This window comes from Kistimonas scapharcae (assembly GCF_039540975.1).
Classification (GTDB): Bacteria; Pseudomonadota; Gammaproteobacteria; order Pseudomonadales; family Endozoicomonadaceae; genus Kistimonas; species Kistimonas scapharcae.
This window is the reverse complement of sequence record NZ_BAABFL010000467.1, coordinates 1-22,906: the sequence shown is the minus strand read 5'-3', so window position 1 is coordinate 22,906 and position 22,906 is coordinate 1. Positions and strand designations below refer to the sequence as shown.

At 53.2% G+C, this 22,906-nt stretch carries 17 protein-coding genes; 6 read left to right on the top strand and 11 right to left on the bottom strand.

Translation table 11 applies throughout. The annotated features are described in order from the left end of the window. Window positions 1-6 precede the first annotated feature (6 nt). Genes ABD892_RS22595 through ABD892_RS22585 form a run of 3 tightly spaced genes read left to right on the top strand, consistent with a single transcriptional unit; the run spans window position 7 to window position 7,457 of the window. Window positions 7-5,949, top strand: a complete 5,943-nt coding sequence (locus ABD892_RS22595; RefSeq protein WP_345198476.1) for an Hpt domain-containing protein — start codon at window positions 7-9, stop codon at window positions 5,947-5,949. Next, entirely contained in the window at window positions 5,942-6,961 is a 1,020-nt protein-coding gene (locus ABD892_RS22590) for a chemotaxis protein CheB (RefSeq protein WP_345198475.1), read from the top strand. Before ABD892_RS22595 ends, ABD892_RS22590 begins: the two co-directional genes overlap by 8 nt. Window positions 6,962-6,992: 31 nt before the next feature. Continuing rightward, window positions 6,993-7,457, top strand: coding sequence for a chemotaxis protein CheW (locus ABD892_RS22585; protein WP_345198474.1), 465 nt, complete (start codon window positions 6,993-6,995; stop codon window positions 7,455-7,457). A gap of 15 nt (window positions 7,458-7,472) precedes the next feature. Here the strand turns inward: ABD892_RS22585 and ABD892_RS22580 are convergent, their stop codons facing one another. The 9 genes from ABD892_RS22580 to ABD892_RS22540 form a co-directional block, all read right to left on the bottom strand. Beyond that, window positions 7,473-8,333 (bottom strand): alpha/beta hydrolase, encoded by an 861-nt coding sequence (locus ABD892_RS22580; protein WP_345198473.1) that lies wholly within the window; start codon window positions 8,331-8,333, stop codon window positions 7,473-7,475. A 12-nt stretch (window positions 8,334-8,345) separates the two neighbouring features. Further along, window positions 8,346-10,205 (bottom strand): Lnb N-terminal periplasmic domain-containing protein, encoded by a 1,860-nt coding sequence (locus ABD892_RS22575; protein WP_345198472.1) that lies wholly within the window; start codon window positions 10,203-10,205, stop codon window positions 8,346-8,348. Window positions 10,206-10,309: 104 nt separating this feature from the next. Then, entirely contained in the window at window positions 10,310-10,795 is a 486-nt protein-coding gene (locus ABD892_RS22570) for a DUF3015 domain-containing protein (protein WP_345198471.1), read from the bottom strand. Window positions 10,796-10,944: 149 nt separating this feature from the next. Further along, complete coding sequence (locus ABD892_RS22565) at window positions 10,945-11,673, bottom strand: 16S rRNA (uracil(1498)-N(3))-methyltransferase (protein ID WP_345198469.1); 729 nt, start codon at window positions 11,671-11,673, stop codon at window positions 10,945-10,947. A 162-nt stretch (window positions 11,674-11,835) separates the two neighbouring features. Continuing rightward, window positions 11,836-12,513, bottom strand: coding sequence for a hypothetical protein (locus ABD892_RS22560; RefSeq protein ID WP_345198468.1), 678 nt, complete (start codon window positions 12,511-12,513; stop codon window positions 11,836-11,838). 227 nt (window positions 12,514-12,740) lie between these two features. Next, window positions 12,741-13,601: a methylenetetrahydrofolate reductase [NAD(P)H] gene (gene metF, locus ABD892_RS22555; protein WP_345198467.1), complete on the bottom strand. Its 861-nt coding sequence runs from the start codon at window positions 13,599-13,601 to the stop codon at window positions 12,741-12,743. An 82-nt stretch (window positions 13,602-13,683) separates the two neighbouring features. Next, window positions 13,684-15,078 carry an adenosylhomocysteinase gene (gene ahcY / locus ABD892_RS22550; RefSeq protein WP_345198465.1) on the bottom strand — a complete coding sequence of 465 codons (1,395 nt, stop codon included), beginning with the start codon at window positions 15,076-15,078 and terminating at the stop codon, window positions 13,684-13,686. A 126-nt stretch (window positions 15,079-15,204) separates the two neighbouring features. Then, entirely contained in the window at window positions 15,205-16,368 is a 1,164-nt protein-coding gene (gene metK / locus ABD892_RS22545; protein ID WP_345198464.1) for a methionine adenosyltransferase, read from the bottom strand. Window positions 16,369-16,390: 22 nt separating this feature from the next. After that, window positions 16,391-17,413 carry an ArsR/SmtB family transcription factor gene (locus ABD892_RS22540; protein ID WP_345198462.1) on the bottom strand — a complete coding sequence of 341 codons (1,023 nt, stop codon included), beginning with the start codon at window positions 17,411-17,413 and terminating at the stop codon, window positions 16,391-16,393. A gap of 211 nt (window positions 17,414-17,624) precedes the next feature. Here ABD892_RS22540 and ABD892_RS22535 point away from each other — a divergent pair, with 211 nt between their 5' ends. Then, window positions 17,625-18,326: a type 1 glutamine amidotransferase gene (locus tag ABD892_RS22535; RefSeq protein ID WP_345198461.1), complete on the top strand. Its 702-nt coding sequence runs from the start codon at window positions 17,625-17,627 to the stop codon at window positions 18,324-18,326. A 24-nt stretch (window positions 18,327-18,350) separates the two neighbouring features. Here the strand turns inward: ABD892_RS22535 and ABD892_RS22530 are convergent, their stop codons facing one another. Continuing rightward, the gene (locus ABD892_RS22530) at window positions 18,351-19,208 is read right to left on the bottom strand and encodes a hypothetical protein (RefSeq protein WP_345198460.1); all 858 of its coding nucleotides are present in this window, start codon (window positions 19,206-19,208) and stop codon (window positions 18,351-18,353) included. Between the two features lie 232 nt (window positions 19,209-19,440). Between ABD892_RS22530 and tkt the strand changes: the two genes are divergently transcribed. Continuing rightward, the gene (gene tkt, locus ABD892_RS22525; RefSeq protein WP_345198458.1) at window positions 19,441-21,447 is read left to right on the top strand and encodes a transketolase; all 2,007 of its coding nucleotides are present in this window, start codon (window positions 19,441-19,443) and stop codon (window positions 21,445-21,447) included. A gap of 172 nt (window positions 21,448-21,619) precedes the next feature. Continuing rightward, window positions 21,620-22,027, top strand: coding sequence for a hypothetical protein (locus tag ABD892_RS22520; RefSeq protein WP_345198457.1), 408 nt, complete (start codon window positions 21,620-21,622; stop codon window positions 22,025-22,027). Window positions 22,028-22,145: 118 nt separating this feature from the next. Here ABD892_RS22520 and ABD892_RS22515 read toward each other — a convergent pair whose 3' ends face one another. After that, window positions 22,146-22,703, bottom strand: coding sequence for a DUF4136 domain-containing protein (locus tag ABD892_RS22515; RefSeq protein WP_345198456.1), 558 nt, complete (start codon window positions 22,701-22,703; stop codon window positions 22,146-22,148). Between the last annotated feature and the right edge of the window lie 203 nt (window positions 22,704-22,906).

Below are 22,906 nucleotides of genomic sequence, written 5' to 3'. Positions count from 1 at the left end.
GACATTATGGGGGATCACCACGATTACGTCGCCCTGGACTGGGTGAAAGGTGAGATCAGTGACACCCTGACACAGGCGCGTCAGTCGCTGGAAGCGTATGTCGACAGTGTGCAGTCCGGCGAGCAGGATGATACCCGACTGCGTTTCTGCCTGAACTATATCCATCAGGTCCACGGCACGCTGACCATGGTGGAGTTCTATGGTGCGGCCCTGTTGGCGGAAGAAATGGAAGCGCTGACCCGCGCCCTGCTGGAAGGGGCGGTCGCGAATCGGGATGAAGCGCTGGAAGTGCTGATGCAGTCCATCCTGCAGATTCCCCCTTATCTTGAACAGGTTTATCGTGGACGTCGGGATCTGCCGGTCGTGGTGATGCCGGTACTCAATGACTTGCGGGCTGCCCGTGGTGAGAGTCTGTTGTCTGAAACCTCCCTGTTCAAGCCGCAGCTGGGTGAGCCGGTTCCTGCGTTGATTGGCGAACAACTCAAGCCGTTCAGGACCCCGAAACTCCCGGCTTTTCTGAAAAAGCTGCGCCAGATGTACCAGATGGCACTGGTTGGCTACATCAAGGGACTCAAAACCGAAGAGAACCTGGCGTATCTCCTGAAGGTCTCTGAGCGTCTTAAAGCGCTGCTGGAAGGTTCTCCGGCGGGGAAGTTGTGGCCAGTAGTTTCTGCGTTAGTGGAAAGTCTCTCGACAGGTGGCTGTAAAAATACATCGACAGTGCGGAACCTGTTACGGCAGGTAGATGCGGAAATTCGTTGCTTGATAGAGGAAGGGGAAGTGGCTGTTAATCGAGCGGTTCCGGAGGATCTGCTCAAAAATCTGCTGTATTACGTAGCCCGCTCCAGTTCTCAAGGCGCAATGACAACAGCCATTAAGTCGCAATATCAGCTCAATGATGCCCTGCCGGATGAAAATACCGTATCAATGGAGCGTCAGCGTCAGCGTCTGCAGGGGCCGGACAATGCTGCGATGTCATCGGTGATCAAGGCGGTGTCTGATGAGCTGATGGCCGTCAAGGATGCGTTGGATCTTTATGTCCGCAGCCCGGGCAATGATCGTGAACTGGTGAAAGCGCAGCTACCGGTGCTCAGCCAGGTGGCCGACACCATGGGTGTTCTGGGGCTGGGCATTCCCCGCAAGGTGATTCAGGATCAGGTCGATATCCTGAACCGTATGGTGAATGAGGATCGCTATGACGGCAATGTATTGATGGACGTGGCCGGCAGTCTGCTTTATGCCGAGGCGACGTTAGCCGGCATGGCGCAGGAAAAACCGGCCTCCGTGGATGACTCCGCGGTACCGGAAGCAGATCTTTCCAGTGCACATCAGGCGGTTATTCAGGAAGCCCGCAGCGGACTGGAGCAGGCGAAGGACGCTATTGTCGACTATATCGCGTCTCAATGGGATACCCGCTGTCTGGCGCCGGTACCCGATGTGTTGGCCAGTGTACGTGGCGGTCTGGCCATGATTCCATTGGAGCGTGCCGCACAGCAGGTGGCTTCTGCCTCACTGTATGTGGAACAGGAACTGTTAAGTGGCCGGGCAGAGCCAGACTGGCAGGCGCTGGATACGTTGGCCGATGCCATTACCGGGGTTGAATATTTCCTTGAACGTCTTTTGGATGACCGCCAAAGCCAAGGGGATGTCATTCTGGATGTTGTGGATGAGAGCCTGAATCGATTGGGTTACCGTCCTGGGAGTGCGGTTGAGGACGCACCCTCCGATGAGATTGCTGAAGAGATTGTGTTGGCCTCTGATGAGCCTTTGGCTGTCTCTCCTGAGCCGGTCGAGAGTACAACGTCAGAGCAAACCGACGACCTGATCGATGACGAACTGCTTGAAGTCTTTATAGAAGAGGCTCAGGAGGTTCGGGAAACCCTCGCTGAATATTTCCCTCGCTGGCAGGCGGATCGTACCGATGCGGATTCACTGGCAGAGTTCCGTCGGGGGTTCCATACACTGAAAGGCAGTGGTCGTATGGTAGGTGCTACGGTTGTCGGTGAGTTGGCCTGGAGCATCGAAAACATGCTCAACAGGGTCATCGATGGTTCTATTGATCCCACCGATACGCTGGTTTCACTGGTTGATCGTGTGATTGCGGTGCTTCCCTCAACGATTGCGGCTTTTGCTGAAAAACAACAGATCTTATCGCCGGAAATCCAGTCCCTGATGGATGAAGCGGATTGTTATTCCCGAAGTGAAAGCTGGACACCGGTCGAAGCAGTCCTTGCTTCTTCCTTGCCTGATATCGTAGATGATGACGATGCTGAGCAATCAGAATCAGACGCGGATTTGCTGGATATCTTCCGCAAGGAAGCTGTCGTTCATCTGCAGGTCATTAATGATTTTATTGCCGAATCGAATGAACGACAGGTTGCCCTGACTATCAGTGACGATCTGCAGCGATCACTTCATACCCTGAAAGGCAGTGCCAGTATGGCCGGTATCACGCCAGTGGCAGATGTAGTGATACCGCTGGAAAAGATGATCAAGGCATTCCAGGCACACAATATCGTGGCAGATGAGCCTGTACTGGCCTTACTCAATCGTGGCGGCCTGCTGATACAGGATGGTCTGGATCAGTTAGATGCCAATCCCTTATCGCCACTGGCGGGTGCGAATGAACTTATTCATGAGATACAACTGCTGCAGTCTGAACGCTTAACGGATATCGATGAGAAAGAGTCGGTCTCGGGTGCTCGACAGGCGCCGAAATCCGTTGCGCTGTTTCTGGCTGAAGGCGTCGATCTGCTTCTGGATGCCAATGACACACTGGTTCACTGGAATCATCAACAGGATACGGAGACTGCCCAGGCACTACTCAATGCCTTGATTACGGTGAGTGACAGTGCGAAACGGGTAGATATTGAGCCGCTGGCGACACTGGCCGACAGTCTCATTGAACTCTATCAGTGTATTCTGCAGCGCCAGATTGTGATGGATGATGATCTCGTACAGCTCTTACGGGATAGTCATGAACACCTGATTGCCATGATGGATCAGTTGGCAGCCCAGCAGACTCCGACCGGTTCTCAGCTGTTGCTGGATCGGATTGCTGTATTGCTGCAGGACAGTGTTCCGGCGGCAACCGATAATCAAAATGCTGTTTTTGTTGAGACCAGCGCAGTGGGTGATGCCGCGTCTGATGATATGGATCAGGAGCTTATTGCCCTGTTCCTGGATGAGGCAACGGATATCCTCGAAGAGGCGTCACGTGACCTTTACCGCTGGCTGGAATATTCAGACGACAAGAATATCCTGCAGTCACTTCAGCGTCACCTCCATACCTTGAAGGGAGGTGCGCGCATGGCGGGTGTCACTGCCATCGGTGATCTGGGACATGAGCTGGAGTATCTCTATGAAGATCTGTGTGAAGCGCGGCTTTCTGCTTCACAGGAATTGATCAATCTCTTGTTGCGCACCCATGACACTCTGGATGAAATGCTCAGCCAGCTGCGCTCCAACAATGTGTGCCGTTCAGCTGAAGACCTGCGCATCCTGATTCATGAGTTCAGGGACGGTAAGACCGACGACGATCTTCCAACAGAAGAGATGCAGGAGAATCGTCAGCCGTTAGCCCCCGAGCCTGTATCGGTTGCACTGCCCGATGGACTGGATCCGGAAATGGCCGGTATCTTCCTGGAAGAGGCAACCGACCTGCTGGAACAGGTTGAGGAGCAGATGGCTGCCTGGCAGTCCGATACCGCTGACATGATGCCGGCAGAGGAATTGATGCGGGCGCTCCATACCCTCAAGGGCAGCGCCCGGATGGCCGGCCTGGTTGAGCTGGGTGATGCCAGTCATCAGATGGAAGTGGTGGTTGAAGGACTGCAGCAGAAAGGCAGTATCAGTAAAGGCGAGATTCGTGAACTGGCTACGAATGCTGAACAGCTACAACGTCTGGTTGAGAATGTCGCATCCAGCTTCGGGCAGTCTGTTGAACCCTCTACGACTGCACCGGTACCGGAAGCTTCAGATGCTTCTGAGTCGGTTGAAGCGGAACGAAAAATTGCGGATGTTCTCTCGTTCCCGCAGCCTGATGATAATCAAGTGTCGTTCATCAAGGCGCCGGCTTTTCTCGCATCAGGGCAAGCTAGGGGCAATAACGCGGTTGAAATGTCTGCCCGTGAAATGGTGCGCGTACCTGCAGAGCTGTTGGAACAGCTGGTTAATCTGGCCGGTGAAACCAGTATCAGCCGGGCGCGGATAGAGCAGCAGATCAGTGATTTCAGCTATACCCTTCAGGAAATGCACGACACTATCGAACGTTTGCGGGAGCAGCTGCGCCGTCTCGATATTGAAACCCAGAGCCAGATTCTCTCCCGCCATGAAGGTGAGCTGGCGGACCATCCTGAATTTGATCCGCTCGAAATGGATCAGTATTCCGAACTGACCCAGCTGTCGCGTTCGTTGGTGGAATCGGCCACGGACTTGATGGATCTCAAGGATGCCCTGGCAGACCGTAACCGGGATTCCGAAACCCTGATTACCCAGCAGGCCCGCATCAATACCGAGTTGCAGGAAGGGCTGATGCGGACCCGCATGGTGCCCTTCTCCCGTCTGCTGCCCCGCTTGCGCCGGATTGTCCGTCAGGTCTCATCGGAGCTGGGCAAGGACGTGGAACTCAAGGTAGAAAATGCTGAGGGCGAAATGGACCGTAGCGTCATGGAGCGGATGCTGGCGCCACTGGAGCATATGCTCCGGAATGCGGTTGACCACGGTATCGAAAGTGCGGATGAGCGCACCCGCAAGGGCAAACCCGCCACGGGTCAGATCAGTCTGGTGTTCGGCCGTGAAGGTGGTGATATTGTTCTGAGCCTCCGTGACGACGGCAAAGGACTGAATCCCGATGCTATTAGGGAGAAAGCGCTGGCGCGTGGACTCTTGGCATCCGGCGCGGATGTGAGCGATGCTGACGTCACCCGACTGATACTGGAGCCCGGTTTCAGTACGGCGGAAAAAGTTACCCAGATTTCCGGCCGAGGGGTCGGTCTGGATGTGGTGAACAGCGAACTCAAGCAGCTCGGTGGTCGTCTGGATATTCATTCTGATCAGGATGCTGGCACCACCTTTGAGGTGCGTCTGCCCTTTACCCTTTCCGTCAATCGGGCGTTGATGGTGAATCAGGGTGAAGAAGTGTATGCCGTCCCACTCAATACCATTGAGGGTATTGTGCGTGTGAGCCCGGAAGACCTGCAGGCCGGTTATGACAGTGGCCTGTTCGAGTATGCCGGGAGCAGCTACCGACTCCATTATCTCGGCGAAATGTTCGGCAAAGGCCAACCTTCGCTGTCGCAGATGACACAGGATGTACCGGTATTGCTGGTGCATTCCGGAGACACCAGTGTCGCATTGCAGATTGATGGTCTGTCAGCCAGCCGGGAAATCGTCGTGAAAAGCCTGGGGCCGCAGTTTGCGAAATTGCCCGGCATTTCCGGCGCTACGATTCTGGGTGATGGTCGGGTTGTAATCATTCTGGATGTGGTGGCGCTGGCGCTCAGGACGTTGGCGCGTACAGTTACCGATGAATCCAAGGCTGCCGAGCCTGTTGCTGTATTGGACAGCCATGAAGAGAAAGCATTGATCATGGTGGTCGATGATTCCGTCACCGTCCGTAAGGTCACCACACGACTGCTGGGACGGCATGGCTACGACACGCTGGTGGCACGAGACGGTGTGGAAGCCATGGCTCTGCTGCAGGATCAGCGGCCTGACCTGATTCTGCTGGATATTGAGATGCCGAGAATGGACGGCTTTGAGGTTGCCACGGCGGTGCGGAACGATCCTGCATTGTCGGGCATACCGATCATCATGATTACGTCCAGAACCGGCACCAAGCACCGTCAGCGCGCCATGGAGATCGGTGTCAACGATTACATGGGCAAGCCTTTCCAGGAAGGGCCGTTGCTGGAAGCCATCGAGGGGCTGGTCAGTGTCTATGGCTGAGCGTAGCGGCGTCGGCATTATTGCGGATACGTCGTTGCAGCGACATGCCATACGCACGTTGTTGATGGAAGCGGGTTATCCCGTTATTGCCACGCTGGCAACGGACGGATGTACGACCCGAGCGCTGGAAGATGATCGGGTCAGTCTCTGGGTTGTTGATCTGGAAGATGAGGATAATCGTGACTTTCTGCTGGAATCATTGCCAGACCTTTCCCTGGCGCCGGTGCTTTACGGCCTTGGAAAGGCGCCAGCCAGAAACACGCCAGATTATTCACGTTGGCAACGTCGTTTATTAACGAAACTGAAAGTGTTCGTTCCGGAAACGCCAAAGAAAATAGCAGATCAATCCAAAGGCCAGGGCAAGGTTTTGCCATGGCCTTTGAAGCCCGCTTCCCGTCAAGGAACGTGTCATAAACCGGCGAATGAAGTCTGGGTGCTCGGGGCGTCGCTGGGCGGACCGGAAGCCGTGAAAGTCTTTCTGGACAGCCTGCCTGAAGATTTGCCGGTGGCCTTTATTTATGCTCAGCATATCGACAGGGCTTTTGCACAGGTGCTGGCCGCGACAATTGCACGACACAGCCCCTTTGATGTGGTCACTGCGGATGAGGGGCAGCAGATCCATCAGGGGGAAGTGTTGCTGGCGCCGGTGGAGCAGGCCATGGATATTGACGACAATCGGCGTGTTCGGTTGCTCAGACGGGGATGGGGCGGCCCTTACAGCCCGTCTATTGATGAAGTGATGGCGCTGACGCGTCTGGCCTGGTCGGTCAGTGGTGCGATTATCTTTTCCGGTATGGGGGAAGATGGTCTGGTTGAGGCGGGCCGGTATCGACAGGAGGGGCTGCCTGTCTGGACGCAATGTCTGGACAGTGCCGTCAGTGATGTAATGCCCGGCGCAGTACAATCGGCCGGTTTCAGCGATTTTTCCGGTACGCCCGAGCAACTGGCGCAGCGGTTGGTGAGCCGCATTGCTCGCCAGACTGCAGTAAAGCGCGAAGAATGTCCCGCATAACTCAGATGATAACCGTAAACAGGACAGGATCATGAGTCACAGTCAGGAAACCTTGTCAGCGTTACTGATCCCAATGTCGGGAAGTGCCCTGCTGGTGCCGAGTGCGGCATTGGCTGAAATGATTCCTTTTTCAACGTTGGAAGGATTGGAAGAAGGCCCCGAGTGGTTATTGGGGAGGATCAGCTGGCGTGATCAGACGATTCCGGTCGTATCGTTTGAACGCGCTAATGGCGAAGCTTTGCCTGAGGGCCGTGATAACGCCCGCTTTGCTATTATGAACCGTGTCAGTGAGAAGGGTGATTTATGCTTCTACGCACTGGTTGTTCAGGGAATACCCCATCCATTAAGTGTTGTACCCGCTGACATCTCTCACCGTGACAAGGAGCCAGGCCAATACGAGAAAGCCTGCGTCATTGTCCATGGAACGCCTGCAGTTATTCCCGATCTTGACGGTATTGAAGCAGGGATTGATGAAGCCATGGCGGTAAGCAGTTAAGCGTACGGCCCGTTTTTAATCGCGATGTTCCTGTAGAAATTGTAAGACGGCGTTTCGATTCTCCCGCTGACCAAAGGTCGCGATATGCGGCCCTTTTGCCTCCAGCCACTGCTTTTGAGCGTGGCTTTTGTCGTACACCTTTCGGGACTGGGCTGTGGGAATGATCTCGTCTTCAATACTGTGAATCACCAATAACGGTTTTTTGAGCTTCTCAATATGTTTCTCGGCATCCCATTGGGCGGGTACCAGGTAGGTGCCCGGTAACAAGGGCCAGGTCTGCCATTGACGGGACATGGCATAGCGGGCCATGCCTGGCCAGCTGGCGAACGGTGCATCCAGTACAACCGCGCTGAACGCATCCTGTTCACGGGTTTGACTGATCCATGTGGCGCCCAGTGCACCGCCGATGCTTTGACCCAGTAAATACAGAGGCTTTTTCTGAACACTCTCCTGTGCCAGCAGCCAGGTGGCGGCGGCGTCAATATCCTGAAAAATCTCGGGAAGTTTCGGTTTACCGCTTGAGTGACCGAAGCCCCGGTAATCCAGCATAAACACGTTATAGCCCTGTCGGGGAAGCCAGGCGATGCTGTGAATATGCGTACTGATATTCTCCGCATTGCCGTGCAGGAACAGGATAGTGCCCAGTATCTCTCCGGTGTCTGGATTGGGCTGGGCCGGCAGCCACCAGTTTTTCAGGGTAATGTTGTCACGGGTTTTCAACTCAACGGGCTGCCAGGCTAGATTAAGTTGATCCGGAGTGAGCCGGTAACCACTTTCCGGAAAGAAATAGAGCCCTGTCAGGTTCTGGCAGCCTGACAGTAAACTGGTCAACAAGGCCATGGTCAGTGTCAGCGAATAGAGAGTCTTTCGTTTCATTATCGTCCCTGATCAGAAATAGTGGCGCCAACTCAACGACAATTCATAGTTATTGAATGAATCCTGGTCTTCATAGCGCACATCAAGGCGCAGACCATTGTTACGGTTTAGCTCCCAGTGTTGTCCCAGGGTGACTGTTGAACGCAGCTCGCCGTTAAGAAATTGATCCAGTTGCCATTCCAGTCGCCAGTTACCCAGAGGATTATGGCTGCTGAATCCGGTATTGATACCAGGCGCCAGCTGCATATTGCGATCGAAGCCGCTGTTATGTTCCAGACGCAGCGTTGCCAGACCAAACCATTGGCTATTGGCGGTCATCGGTAATGTGATACCTGCCCCACCGTTAAGGTGGGCTGCCAGGTGCTCCTTGCCATCGGATCCGGGTTGACGTTCAAGTCCTGTTTTGACTTGCCAGGACAGCGGCTTAAAGAATCTATTCCGTGGGTACTGGGAACGGATTGAGATGATATCCAGCTGTTCAAGCTGCCAGTAATTGTCCTCGTAGCCCCTGATGCGCAGATCGCCAAAGGTGATCTCTGCGCCTGGCGGGAAGCCTTCACGATTATCTAAAAGGTCGTGATAGGTGAAGCGCCCCTGAAGCTCAAGATAATTGCCAAGGCCTTTGTGGTGGCCGGCGCCCAGCGCAAGCATGGATGTGTCATGCCCCTGTTCTGGTTTCTCCGGTGCCACCGGAGGGATGATGTGATGCGGTGGAAGCCGGTTCAGTCCTCGCAGCAGCGCCAGGCTGTTGCCGGCGGTTTCGGGTGATCGAAACTGCTTGTTTACCTCGTAACGCAAGTATTTGTAGGATGACTGGATCATCCGTGCCTGTCGTTGTGCTGGCAAATGGGCGACAGCCTCGCTATCCATTAAGTCCGGATCCAGCGCCATTTCGTAAACCAGGGCCTGTTCCGACGGGCTCAGTGGCGCGAGGTAGTGGTGCAGGGTCGTGGCATTGGAAGGGCGATAATGGACGTTTTCAACCAGATCGGCATTCAGCACCGTTCTGACAGTATCCACAGGAATGGCTGCCACGGGAAAGTGGCTGGTCAGGTCGAGGTCGGGGGCGGCCAGTTCCAGTAACTCCAGCAGGCGGAAACTGCAGTTTTCATCAATGAAGAAATAATCAAAGCGGATATCCCGCAATTCCCAGATATGGCTGCTGATAAATGCCGTCTGTTCTGGGGACAGGTTTAATCGGTATTCCCAGATATCCCGGTTTTCCAAGCGGTTGTATTCCTGCAGCTTCCGGTAATAGGGCATCATGGCAAACTTGCCCGGATAACCGCCTGCGACCCCTTTCCAGGCGTAGAGAATGGAGTTGTCGTCGCCCTCCGGTGTAGCGCCGAAATTAACCGCCCAGGAGAGCCACAGGGAATCCTCAGCAATGTTTTCCGGATCAAAACGCAGGAACGTATGCCCGAACATGGACGACGGGCTGTTCATATAAGCGGCCGGGAAAGCCAATGTGACAGAATGTGCCTGCAGTTGTTGACGCCAGTTGTCGTATTCGGGGCAGGACAGTGAAGGGAAGGTATAGCCCTGCTCGGTCAGCCACTGGTAGCGAGCCTGAAAACGGCAGGCTTTGCTATCGGAAAGCGGTTCCGGTTGGGAGAATAACTGGATTGTTGCTGCCAGTTCGGCCTGAGGATTATTATCCCCCTCTTTGCTTATGAAAAACGCAGCATCATCCACATAACTGGTGTAACCGGAAGGACTCATCAGGCTGGAGTGATAATGCCCAAGCTTTAACCACATCGTGGAATACGCCAACGGTTCGATGGCAGGCGTGGCAAAAGTGGTCGTAGAAAACAGGCACAGCAACATGGCCGGTAGCTGCCTGACCAGGGCGGAAATCAAAAAGCGCGACATGGATAGGTAGAACCGGTTGCTTTGTTATCAGACGAATGGGTAATCAGATTATTCATAAGACAGTCGTCAATTAAATACGACTGTCTTTTATTAATGAAACGCTATCAGGAAGCAATGTACTTGGACAGTTGCTCGTCATTGTTCATGACAACGGCCAGGTTGTTCACAACCTGTTCTGCTGTCACGTCAGCGCTCGGGAAAATCTGGTTGAAATTCTCGTGGGTGACTGAGGCAAAGCGTGCGCGGTCATCCTGCTCAATACCGATCATGACAGCAACCGCATTCAGGGCTTCACCGTTCCCACGTGCCATGTCTTCAGACAGTTCGTCCATCATGTAAGACACATTGATCATCTTCTGGCCGCGGTAGGTCAACGGTGCTGAGGTCTGGCAGCCGTTGGTACCGGATGTCATGCCGAAAGTGGCGTTACCGGAAGTACCGTTGGTGGTGTAAGCGATAACGTGAGTCGGCGTGCCGGACTGACCTTCAAACAGCATGTTACCCCAGCCACAGCTTGGACCACCAGGTGCTGCTGCCATAACGGAGGAAGAAGCGGCAACCAGTGCAGCGGTCAAAACGATTTTTTTCATGTGAAATACCTTGGTATGTTCTTAAAAGCGATTGCATCCTGCAGTCAGGGAATAGCCCTGAACCCGTCAAGTGTTAGCTTTTTTGAACAAATGGTCAATTGCTTAAAATTTGTCGTTTAGTTAGAAAAATTTGCCTGATTCACAATGCCTTAATTCCAGTCGCCCCAGAGGTATTGCAGAACGGCTGCAGCGGCAACGGGTGCCGTTTCTGTGCGCATGATCCTCGGCCCCAGCGCCAGTGGATGAAAGCCCCGATCCTGAGCCTGTTCGATCTCGGTTGCGGTCAAACCGCCTTCTGGCCCGATTAGTAGAGAGACGGACTGAGGACGTTCAAATCCCTTGAGCTGTTTTTCGGTGCGATGATGCAGCACAAAATTGAGATCTGTTTGGCGATTCTGAATCCAGGTCTCCAGTGATACGGGGGCGTGGATGGTTGGAACACGATTCCTGCCACACTGCTCACAGGCACTGATGGCAACCTGTTGCCAGTGGTTCAGACGCTTTTCCTGACGCTCACTGCTCAGCTTAACTTCACAACGTTCACTGAAGAGTAAAGTAATATCTGTCACCCCTAGCTCTGTTGCTTTCTGGATCGCATAGTCCATCCGCTCGCCACGGCTGAGGCACTGTCCTAACTCAATCCGAAGAGGGGATTCGCTATCGCCAGACAGTTGTTCCAGCGTTTTGACGTCCACCTGTTTCTTGCTGACACAGGTGATTTCAGCCTGCCAGCTATGGCCTTCGCCATTAAACAGGATCAGCGGGTCCCCAGGACGCATACGGAGCACTTTACCAACATGGTTGGCGGCGCTGTCTGTCAGCGTTATATCACGGTTTGCACACAGCGGTTGCGGTGTGTGGATTTTAGGATTTCTCATGATGTGTGGAAGAACATTTCAGAATTGCACTGTGGCGTATCTTATAACATTAACGTGATTGAGCCATGAGCAATTCATCTCAGTTTGCTATCAGGTATTCCAGCTTTCGTTTGGAAACAACTGCAGTTTTGATTATTGCTATTTAAATCATCGTATTATGACTCATCGCTGGGTAGTGGTAGATCTGCACGCTAAATTGGGTAATTGCTCCCCAGCCTCATCTGCTCTGTTTTCATCAGGCAAACCAAATAATTCCCGTTCACGCTGCGTGGTTGGAGTGGTTTGCTTGTGTAGGTAAACCTCTTCAGGTCTTATACGGCCATGGAACCATGCATCAACTTTGTCGACTAACAGACAAACACCTGTGAGTGGCCATAACAGTGGACATGTGACATCCAGGCACCGTCTGAACTCACTTTTCTCTGCTTCATTGATCTGTTGTGCAATAATCCGGAGTTGCCATATGTACTCGGGGGAACCTGGCTCAGGTGTTGCGTTTAAGAATTGCCTGGTGATGTCACTCTGTTGCATATTTAGGGTTTGTCGTTGACGAGTGGCAGCTAAATAGATGCTGTAAGGCAGTAAAAGCGTACAACCAAGGACGAATGTAGCGGCACGTACAATAGGATAAATGAAGAAATCTCTTAGACATTTCCATGTGCCCCGGCAACAATTACGTCCATTCCATTCATAGAATTCATGATAATAAGCGCGTGCGTCCTCTTCACGTTTTGCCTTGTAGTTTGCGAATGTAGAGGGGGGATTCGATGGGGGATTATTAGAAACATCCTCCAAAGACCTATTTAGGGATATTCTTTCAGGGGTTGTACTTGCTGCCATTTGTCTTACCTCGAAGTGAATGCAATTCGAGCATTCAATGTGTAACAGAAAATATGGTTCCCTTATTAGACAATGGCATTTGTCTGTTATGTATAACGAGATAGTTAATCTTATTGAGTGCTATGCGGATATAAGATGGCAACCTTCAATCATTAGCAAAGAATGCTAATTTGCTACCATTTGTATGGACACTTTTGAGAACAAAAGTGTCCATACATCGGACTGAATCAGGGGTATAGGTTATTCCATATTTTTAAGCTAGGTTCTGCCTGATTCAACGTATAAAAATGCAATCCCGGTGCACCGCCAGTCAGCAGGCGTTCACAGAGCCGGGTAATCACCTCTTCTCCGAACTGGCGGATGCTGGCGGAATCATCGCCATAAGCTTCCAGCTGTTTGCGGATCCAGCGGGGAAGTTCAGCGCCACAGCCATCAGAAAAACGGGCTAGTTTGGTGAAATTGGTGATTGGCATGATGCCTGGCAGAATCGGGATCTCAATGCCCAGACCGCGACAGCGTTCGATAAAGTAGAAATAGCTGTCAGCATTAAAGAAATACTGGGTAATGGCGGATGACGCTCCGGCCTTCACCTTTCGCTCAAAATTCTGGAGGTCCACTTCCATGCTGTGCGCCTGGGGGTGTACTTCCGGATAGGCGGCCACCTCGATATGGAAATGATCACCGGTTTCACTGCGGATAAACTCTACCAGTTCATTTGCATATTGCAGGTCACCACTGTTGAAACGCCCCATGCCGGACGGAAGATCGCCCCGCAAGGCAACGATACGCTGGATGCCATCCTGCTGATACCGGGTCAGAAGTGTACGAATATCTTCTTTGCTGTCGCCTACGCAGGAGAGGTGTGGAGCGGTCGGAACAGAGGTTGTTTCCCGGATGTTATAAACCGAGTTGCGGGTACGATCCCGGGTAGAACCACCGGCGCCATAGGTTACCGAGAAGAATTCCGGGTTGGCGGCAGTCAGTTTCTGTGCGGTCGCGAGCAGCTTGGCTGCGCCCTCTTCCGTCTTCGTGGGGAAAAACTCGAAGCTGACTGTCGGGGAGCTGGGTATTACTGCTGATGTTGTCATGTTCGCTGCTCTGCTCGTATTTTTTTAGGGTCTTTATGGGCAGATGGCGCGCCCTGTCGGACGCGCCTTATGAACGACGATTTTAATATTTGTAATCGTCGCTCTTGAAGGGCCCGTCGACCGGTACGTTGATGTAGTCTGCCTGTTCCTGCGTCAGTTGGGTGATCACCCCGCTGAACCCTTCCACCATGTAACGGGCCACTTCTTCGTCCAGCTTCTTGGGCAGGACGGTGACCGTGATTTTTGCCGGTTTCTCGGCAGCAGGCAGGTTGGCAAAGTCAGCTTCATAGAGATGAATCTGTGCCAGTACCTGGTTGGCAAATGAACCATCCATGATCCGTGAAGGATGACCGGTGGCGTTGCCCAGGTTTACCAACCGACCTTCAGAGAGCAGTATCAGGTGATCATTCTCGGCGCGGTTGCGGTAGACCTTGTGTACCTGTGGCTTCACTTCTTCCCATTCCCAGGTTTCACGCATGAAGGAAGTATCAATTTCGGTGTCGAAGTGACCGATGTTGCAGACGACACAGCTGTTTTTCAGGAATGTCAGGATGTGGCGGTCACAGACGTGGACGTTACCAGTGGTTGTCACCACCAGGTCAATGGTTGCCAGCAGCTCCTTGTTAATACACTCAGCGGTGCCGGTATTCACGCCATTGATGTAGGGAGAAACAACCTCGAAGCCATCCATACAGGCCTGCATGGCACAGATAGGATCCACTTCGGTGACCTTGACGATCATGCCTTCCTGACGCAGGGAGGCTGCAGAGCCCTTGCCGACATCACCGTAACCAATGACCAGCGCTTTCTTGCCGGCCAGCAGATGATCTGTGGCACGTTTGATTGCGTCGTTCAGTGAATGACGGCAGCCGTATTTGTTGTCGTTTTTACTCTTGGTAACCGCGTCGTTTACGTTGATGGCAGGTACATGCAATGTGCCTTTTTCCAGCATTTCCAGCAGACGGTGAACACCGGTGGTGGTTTCTTCAGAAATGCCGTGAATGCGAGTCAGCAGTTCCGGGTATTTTTCATGCAGCACCAGGGTCAGGTCGCCACCGTCGTCCAGCACCATGTTGGCGTCCCAGAGTTCACCGTTTTTCTGGATGGTTTGTTCAATACACCACCAGAACTCCTCTTCGGTCTCTCCTTTCCAGGCAAACACAGGAATACCGGCAGCGGCGATAGCGGCGGCGGCATGGTCCTGGGTGGAGAAAATATTACAGGATGACCAGCGAACCTCGGCGCCGAGCTCCATCAGGGTTTCAATCAGGACGGCGGTCTGGATGGTCATATGGATACAACCCATGATCCTGGCGCCCTTCAACGGCTGTTGGTCACGGTACTTGTTGCGGATGGCCATCAGTGCCGGCATTTCGCCTTCGGCAATCTGGATTTCCCGGCGGCCCCATTCCGCCAGGTTGATATCGGCGACTTTGTAGTCGCTGAAGGTTGCCACGGTGTTGAGGTTGGCGGTCATCGGTTTATCTCCTTTTGCCAGTGCGTTAGCTCTGGCGTTGTCATGTTCGTTGTTTCGTTTTTAGCATTGCCTGATGCAGTTCAGGCGAAAAAAAAGCCGCTGGGGGAAACCCGTGCGGCTTTCGTTTTACAGTCCGGCGGCCTGCTTGAGAATGTCGGCCTTATCAGTGGCTTCCCAGGTGAATTCCTTTTCCTCGCGGCCAAAGTGACCATAGGCGGCGGTGGGCTGGTAGATCGGACGCTTCAGGTCGAGCATCTGGATCAGACCTTTCGGGCGAAGGTCGAAGTGTTCGCGTACCAGTTCGCCGATACGCTCATCAGAGACCTTGCCGGTGCCGAAGGTGTTGATGCTGATGGATGTCGGTTCAGCAACACCAATGGCGTAGGACACCTGGATTTCGCAGCGATCGGCCAGGCCTGCAGCAACGATGTTTTTGGCAACATAACGGCCGGCGTACGCAGCGGAGCGGTCTACCTTGGACGGATCTTTACCGGAGAATGCACCGCCACCGTGACGGGCCATGCCGCCGTAGGTGTCCACGATGATCTTACGGCCGGTCAGGCCACAGTCGCCAACCGGTCCACCGATAACAAAGTTACCGGTTGGGTTGATGTGGTAGCGGGTTTCAGAACTCAGCCACTCAGCGGGCAGAACCGGACGGATGATATCTTCCAGTACCGCGTTATGCAGTTCTTCCTGACTGACATTGGGGCTGTGCTGGGTGGACAGAACCACCGCATCTATCGCGACAGGCTTGCCATCAGCGCTGTAACGCAGGGTTACCTGGCTCTTGGCATCCGGACGCAACCAGGGCAGCTGGCCGTTCTTACGGACTTCCGCCTGACGCTTCACCAGCTGGTGGGCGTAATAGATCGGAGCAGGCATCAGCACATCAGTTTCATTGGTGGCGTAGCCGAACATCAGGCCCTGATCACCGGCGCCCTGTTCGTGGATGCTGGTTTCATCCACACCCATGGCGATGTCCTGTGACTGTTTACCGATGGCGTTGAGTACGGCCACACAGTCACCGTCAAAGCCCAGATCACCATGGTTGTAGCCGATGTCTTTTACGACCTGACGGACCAGATCTTCAATGTCGACATAAGTGTTAGTGCGCACTTCACCGGCGACGATGACCATACCGGTCTTGACCATGGTTTCGACGGCTACACGGGACTCCGGATCATCCGCCAGCATGGCGTCGAGAATCGCATCAGAAATCTGGTCGGCAATCTTGTCCGGATGGCCTTCGGAGACGGATTCTGATGTGAACAGTGAGTATTCAGCCATGTGCTCTGTGTCCTCTGAAAGGTTATTCATTGAATACGGTATTGGTTTGGGGGCGCCGGAAACAGCGCACCTGTATCTGGAAGCCGTTACGCAGCCCCAGGTATTGCGATTCACCGGTCGTGAGCCCAGCCATTTGTGCCCACTCTGTCAGTTCTTCTTCCCGGAATCCCAGCCAGAGATCGCCGCAGGATTCCCTCACCCAGTGCTGGTCATGGGCGCTGAGTTCGCTGATGATCAGGCTGCCGCCGGGCTTCAAAATGGCCGTGGCATGCCGGAATATGGTGTCTGGTTGGGGAATATGATGAAGAACCATATTGGCAATCAGGCAGTCAACGGCATTTGGGTAAGCGGTTAACAGATCGCTGGTTTCACCCAGGATGAATTCCACATTACCCAGCGACGCGCGGGTGGCGGTTGTCCGGGCCTGATCAAGCATGTCGGCAGAGTTGTCCACAGCAAGGACGCGCCGGAACTGCTTTGACAGTGCTGGCAAGAAACAGCCTTCGCCGGGGCCCAGCTCCAGTGCCGTGTCATGGGCAGGCAACTGGATACTCCCGAGCATGTCGAGCACCGAGCGAGCATAGAGCTCATGCTCGGCAATCATTTCCTGATGTCGACGGAATTCGTGGAAATGACGGGCGAAAAAGGCACGGGACTGCTCGCCCCGTTGTGCCCGGATATCGTCCAGACGGGCCTGCACCGTCTGACTCAGTGGCATGGCGTCAATGGCCTGAAACAGGGCGCGGATGTAATCGCCCAGGCTGTCCTCTGCCGGCGGCAGTGCTCGACGATAAAAGATGGAATTGCCTTCCCGGCGGGTGGTGACCAGTCCGGTGCGTGCAAGCACCTTCAGGTGGTGACTCATGCCGGATTGCTTGCTGTCAAAAACAGCAGTCAGTTCCAGTACCCCCATGGACTCCGTACGCAGCAACCGCAGAATCTCCAGACGCAATGGATCACCGGCCGCCTTGTTTAAGGCGGCCAGTGTTTGAAAATCCTGTTCCCCTATGGTTTGTGGGGATATTGGGGTGGCGGTTGCAGTCATGAGAGAAAGTCTATCAATGCCTGCAATCTATATCAAAATAATTTGATATAGATTTCGGGGTTTCTCATGTGAAGTGGCGGTCAAAGTCATTGCGCCGATAAGAAATAGTTGACGACTGAGCTCGATCAGCTTGTGATTAAAGGCAGGATGCGAAAACGGCAAGATTCCTGCTACAGGGAATCTGCACCTAACCGTTGGAGGGAACGAGCCTGTGAAACTGGGAATTCTTCAATGCGGCAGCTTTACCCCCGAACTGGCCAGCGAATACGGTTCTTACCCTGAAATGATTGAAACCCTGCTCTCCAGCGCCGGGGTTGAGCTGGAGTATGCGGTCTATACCTGCTTCGAGAACCAGTTCCCTGACAGCCCTGATGAGTGTGATACCTGGTTGATCAGCGGTAGTAAAAATGGCGTCTATGACCCGCTTGACTGGATCTCCCGCCTGGAAGACTTTGTCCGAGACCTCTACAAAGCACAAAAAAAGACCATCGGTATCTGCTTTGGGCACCAGATCATGGCGCAGGCCATGGGGGGAACAGTTGAAAAGTCAGACCGGGGCTGGGGAGTTGGGGTCGCCTTTAACCAGGTGGCGCAGCGCAAGCCCTGGATGGAGCCTTGGTGTGATTCGATGGATCTCGCCTGTTTTCACCAGGATCAGGTCGTAGTGCTGCCGGGTGACGCTGAAGTACTGGCGGGGAATGCGTTCTGTCCCTATTACATGCTGCAATATGGTGATTGTTTTCTGAGTATTCAGGGGCATCCCGAGTTCAGCCTGAGTTTTGTTCGGGGACTGATCAGCAGTCAGGATTTCCAGATGCCACCCAATCGGATTCGTGAAGCGTTGATCTCCCTGCAGGCACCGGTCGACTCCGGTCGGGTTGCCCGCTGGGTGGTGAAGTTTCTGTCGGAATAAATGGTTTTCCAGACGATTCCGTTTTTAGTGAGACAATGTCAGAATCGCCTTGCTGACCGCCTCATGGTACCGGGTCATGGCGTCAGACTGGCGCAGCAGCATGATGTAACGATCAACATCATCTTCTGACAGTTTTCTTAGCAGAAACAGTGTAGCGGCAATGTTCATGTTGTGTACCTGGCGCCGGAAGTGGCTGAGCAGTTCCTGCCTGGCTGGCGCCGGAATTTTTTTCTGGTTAAAGCTGGTCGGTAATACCTCATTGATCATCCGGATATTACTCAGGATATCGTCGGTCAGGAACTGGGCCTGAAGGTCATCCAGATGCAGTGTCTGGACAACAATCTGCACCTGTTCCACCCGGTGCTTATCCAGCGGGATTCTGGATAACTGCTGGTAAAATGCCCCCATTTCTACCTGTCCGGCTTCTGACATGATGTGTTGCTGTTCCTTAGCCATGGCTTCCGCGATGGGCTCCGCCATCCAGCGATGCAGGGTTTCCAGTTCCTTCAGAGAGAGATGATTGATCAATGATGCGATAATCGCCTGTTCATAGCGTTCCAGAGTGATTTTGTCACGGATCATACGGTCCAGCGCCTGCAGGAGTCCCTCCAATTCCTCATCATTGGCTTTGGCGCCCATGCTTTCGCGGTAATAGTCGGTGAGCCCCTGACTCAGCTTGTCCTGCTTGTCTTTGAAGTAAAAGTGGAACTGTTCACTCAGATAGGTCTGCCGGTAGAGGGATTTGGCCAGCGATGTCTTGAGATCGTGTGTCAGTGCATCACGGGGTGCCGGGGCTGACAGTGCATTGTGAGAAAAGGAAACCAAACCGAGAAATGCGGTGAAAACCGCACAGGATGACCATTTAACCGCTGAATACCACATCGTCCCTGACCGCCTTGACTGAGAACATTCATTAACTCAAGTCTAGTTGGTAGAGGCATGTGTTCGGCTCTACGCGGTGTTTTCGGTACTTTTGGCGTAATTTGTGAACCCGACTCGCCGGCTTTCCGTCGGTTTGTTCACGTTTGGCCGTGCAGGCTATACAATAGCGCTCTTTTTTCGCCCTGGCGTTCTACCAAGTCGCCGGAGAGTCTTCAATCGGAGCCAACTCGCAATGACAACCCGTCAAGACCGCGCCAACGCCATCCGCGCCCTGAGCATGGATGCGGTTCAGAAAGCACAATCAGGCCATCCGGGTGCACCCATGGGGATGGCGGATATCGCCGAAGTCCTGTGGTGTGATTACCTGAAGCATAACCCGGCCAACCCGGGCTGGGCCGACCGTGACCGTTTCGTCCTTTCCAACGGCCACGGCTCCATGCTGCTCTACTCCCTGCTCCACCTCTCCGGTTATGACCTGACCATCGATGACCTGAAGAACTTCCGCCAGCTGCACGCCAAGACCGCCGGTCACCCGGAACATGGCTATGCGCCCGGTATTGAAACCACCACCGGTCCGCTGGGTCAGGGGATTGCCAATGCCGTTGGTATGGCGACGGCCGAGAAAGTGCTGGCCGCGCAGTTCAACCGTCCCGGTCACGAGATTGTAGGTCACTTTACCTACACGTTTCTCGGTGATGGCTGCATGATGGAGGGTATTTCCCACGAAGTATGCTCTTTGGCCGGTACCCTGGGCTTGGGTAAGTTGATCGCGTTCTATGATGACAACGGCATTTCCATCGACGGTGAAGTCGAAGGCTGGTTTACCGATGACACGCCAAAGCGCTTTGAAGCCTATGGCTGGGAAGTCATTGCCGGTGTGGACGGCCACAACCCGAGCGCAATCAGCGCCGCTGTGGAACAGGCGCGTAGCAACCTCGACAAGCCGACCCTGATCTGTTGCAAGACCATCATCGGTTTTGGTTCCCCGAACAAAGAAGGTAAGGAAGCCTGCCACGGCGCACCGCTGGGCGACGATGAAGTGGCGCTGACCCGTGAGCGCCTGGGCTGGAACTATGGCCCGTTTGAAATTCCCGATGCTATTTATGGAGACTGGAACGCACGTGAGAAAGGTGCTGCTGCCGAATCGGCGTGGAATGAACAGTTTGCCGCTTACCAGGCTGAATATCCAGAACTGGCAGCGGAATACCAGCGGCGTATTGCCGGCGACCTGCCTGCAGATTTTGCTGAAAAAGCGGCCGAATATATCCGTGAGTGTCAGGCCAAAGGCGAAAAGATTGCCAGCCGCAAAGCTTCCCAGAATGCTCTGAACGCCTTTGGTCCGGTATTGCCGGAACTGCTGGGTGGCTCTGCTGACCTTGCCGGTTCCAACCTGACCCTGTGGAGCGATTCCAAGGGTGTGACCCGTGAAGACGCCAGCGGCAACTACCTGTTCTACGGTGTCCGTGAATTCGGCATGAGCGCCATGATGAACGGTATCGCCCTGCACGGTGGATTTATCCCTTACGGCGCAACTTTCATGGTTTTCATGGAATATGCCCGTAACGCGGTGCGCATGGCGGCGTTGATGAAGCAGCGCTCTATCTTCGTATATACCCACGACTCCATCGGTCTGGGTGAAGATGGTCCGACCCATCAGCCGGTAGAACAACTGGCCAGCCTGCGTCTGACCCCGAACATGCGCACCTGGCGCCCTTGCGACACCATTGAATCTGCAGTCGCCTGGAAATCCGCGATTGAGCGTAAGGATGGCCCGACGGCGCTGGTCTTCTCCCGCCAGGGATTGCCTGCAATGGCACGCACTGACGCCCAGTTGGCTGACATCGAACGTGGCGGTTACATCCTGAAAGATTGCGATGGCCTGCCCGAGTTGATCCTGATTGCCACCGGTTCCGAAGTTGAGCTGGCAGCCAAAGCGTATGATGCGCTGACAGGTCAGGGCCGTAAGGTACGCCTGGTTTCCATGCCGTCAACAGAAGCGTTTGATGCACAGGATATCGAGTACCGTATGCAGGTGCTGCCACTCGAAGTTCCTGCCCGTATCGCTATTGAAGCGGCTTCCGCTGACTTCTGGTACAAGTACGTCGGTATGGACGGACGCATCGTGGGCATGAATTCTTTCGGTGAATCTGCTCCGGCAGAAGATTTGTTCCGTGAGTTTGGCTTCACGCTTGATAACGTTCTGGCTGTAGCGGATGAGCTGCTGACAGACTTCAGCTGATAGGCTAAATACCCGGCAGAGTACTCGCACTCTGCCGGGTATTAAAAGTTGATAAGACATTGTTCTCTAAGAGTATGAACTTATTAAATACTTTCTTGTCTGATATTTAGACGTGTGATCTTTCTTTGTGCGTTTTTTCACGTTGAATCATATAAATGACAAGGAGTGCTTTATGCTTTTTTCGATGCTTAGAAAAGGGATAGTGTTTTTTTTACTGCTTCTTTCTATCAATAGTTATTCTGATCAGCAATCTAATGTTACAGTCAAACTGCCTTTTGGTGCAGCGTTTATAAGTTATGTTAATTATGCCAGTGATAATGCTTCTGTTGATGACTGGAAAACATTAACAGTTGGAAGAAGTGCTACTCAGGCATTGAATGTCGGGGATTTAGTACTTGTTGCGACCTTAATGGAGCCCGGGCTCTATCGTTGCGATTACTTTAAGGTTCTCGGTGAAGATGACGTAACGATTCGATATACAGGTGTTGCATGGGATCCGACGTATGCCATTGATAATGAGGAGATGTTAAAACTCTTTTATAGAACGTCTGATGTTCGTTCCTGCGATATTGCTACGTAGGTAAAAAATATGTCTCTTTTGTGGGGACAGTAGTGATTGTTCAGGTCTAGACTGCTTTATCATACCACTTGTAGAACCGGTGGTATGATAAAAAGCGTTTGTTTGTTGATTTTGCCAGTCATGGTGCATGTGTTGGTGGAAATCCCGAAAGGATCTGGTTAATTGCACTTCGAATATAGTCTCTTTTCTCTGCTGGAGCCATGGCACCTGTGATTCGATGGCGAGCAACGCCCTGCCAGACCAGGTTTTTTGTCTTTGGATTGATCATGTTTAATGTTAAATACCCTTCCTGATAGGTATCAATGATCGTTTCCGTGGGCCAGCTGCTCATCATCCAAGGGTAGGGATACCATGAAAAACCGGCGTTATAGCGTGTTTCCTGCAGACGTCTTTTTTCCGTAAACCCCCAGCTAAGCAACATATCCGCATCTTTGGCTGCTACTTCCTTCAGCCCTTTTAGTACCATGTCTTGTTCTACGGCGCGATGAATCCGTTGGCTCATAAAGCCATGAATCATACGCTCTTTGAATTTACCCTTGGGTTCCAGCCATGCCCAAGTTTTCAGACTGGGCCAGTTGACCTGTGGGTCGTAATCCCAGTTAACCTGTGGCTTGACGATACAGGAGGAAAGTAATGTCAGCAATAGTAGAGCGATAAGGGAATAAGCCAGCTTCATGGAGGGTACTCCTGTCTGCATGTGCATCTAGGAAAGCGACTGAAGTATAACGTAAGTCGTTTATTTCGCCCGATGAACCGTGTGGTTTCGATGGCTATGAAGCGTTATCGTTTAATAAGCGACTAGGAGCTGTTGACGTTTCACATTGGTAACCAGACAAAAGCACAAGCCAGAGCTACGACACTGACAAAGTTTCGCTTTAG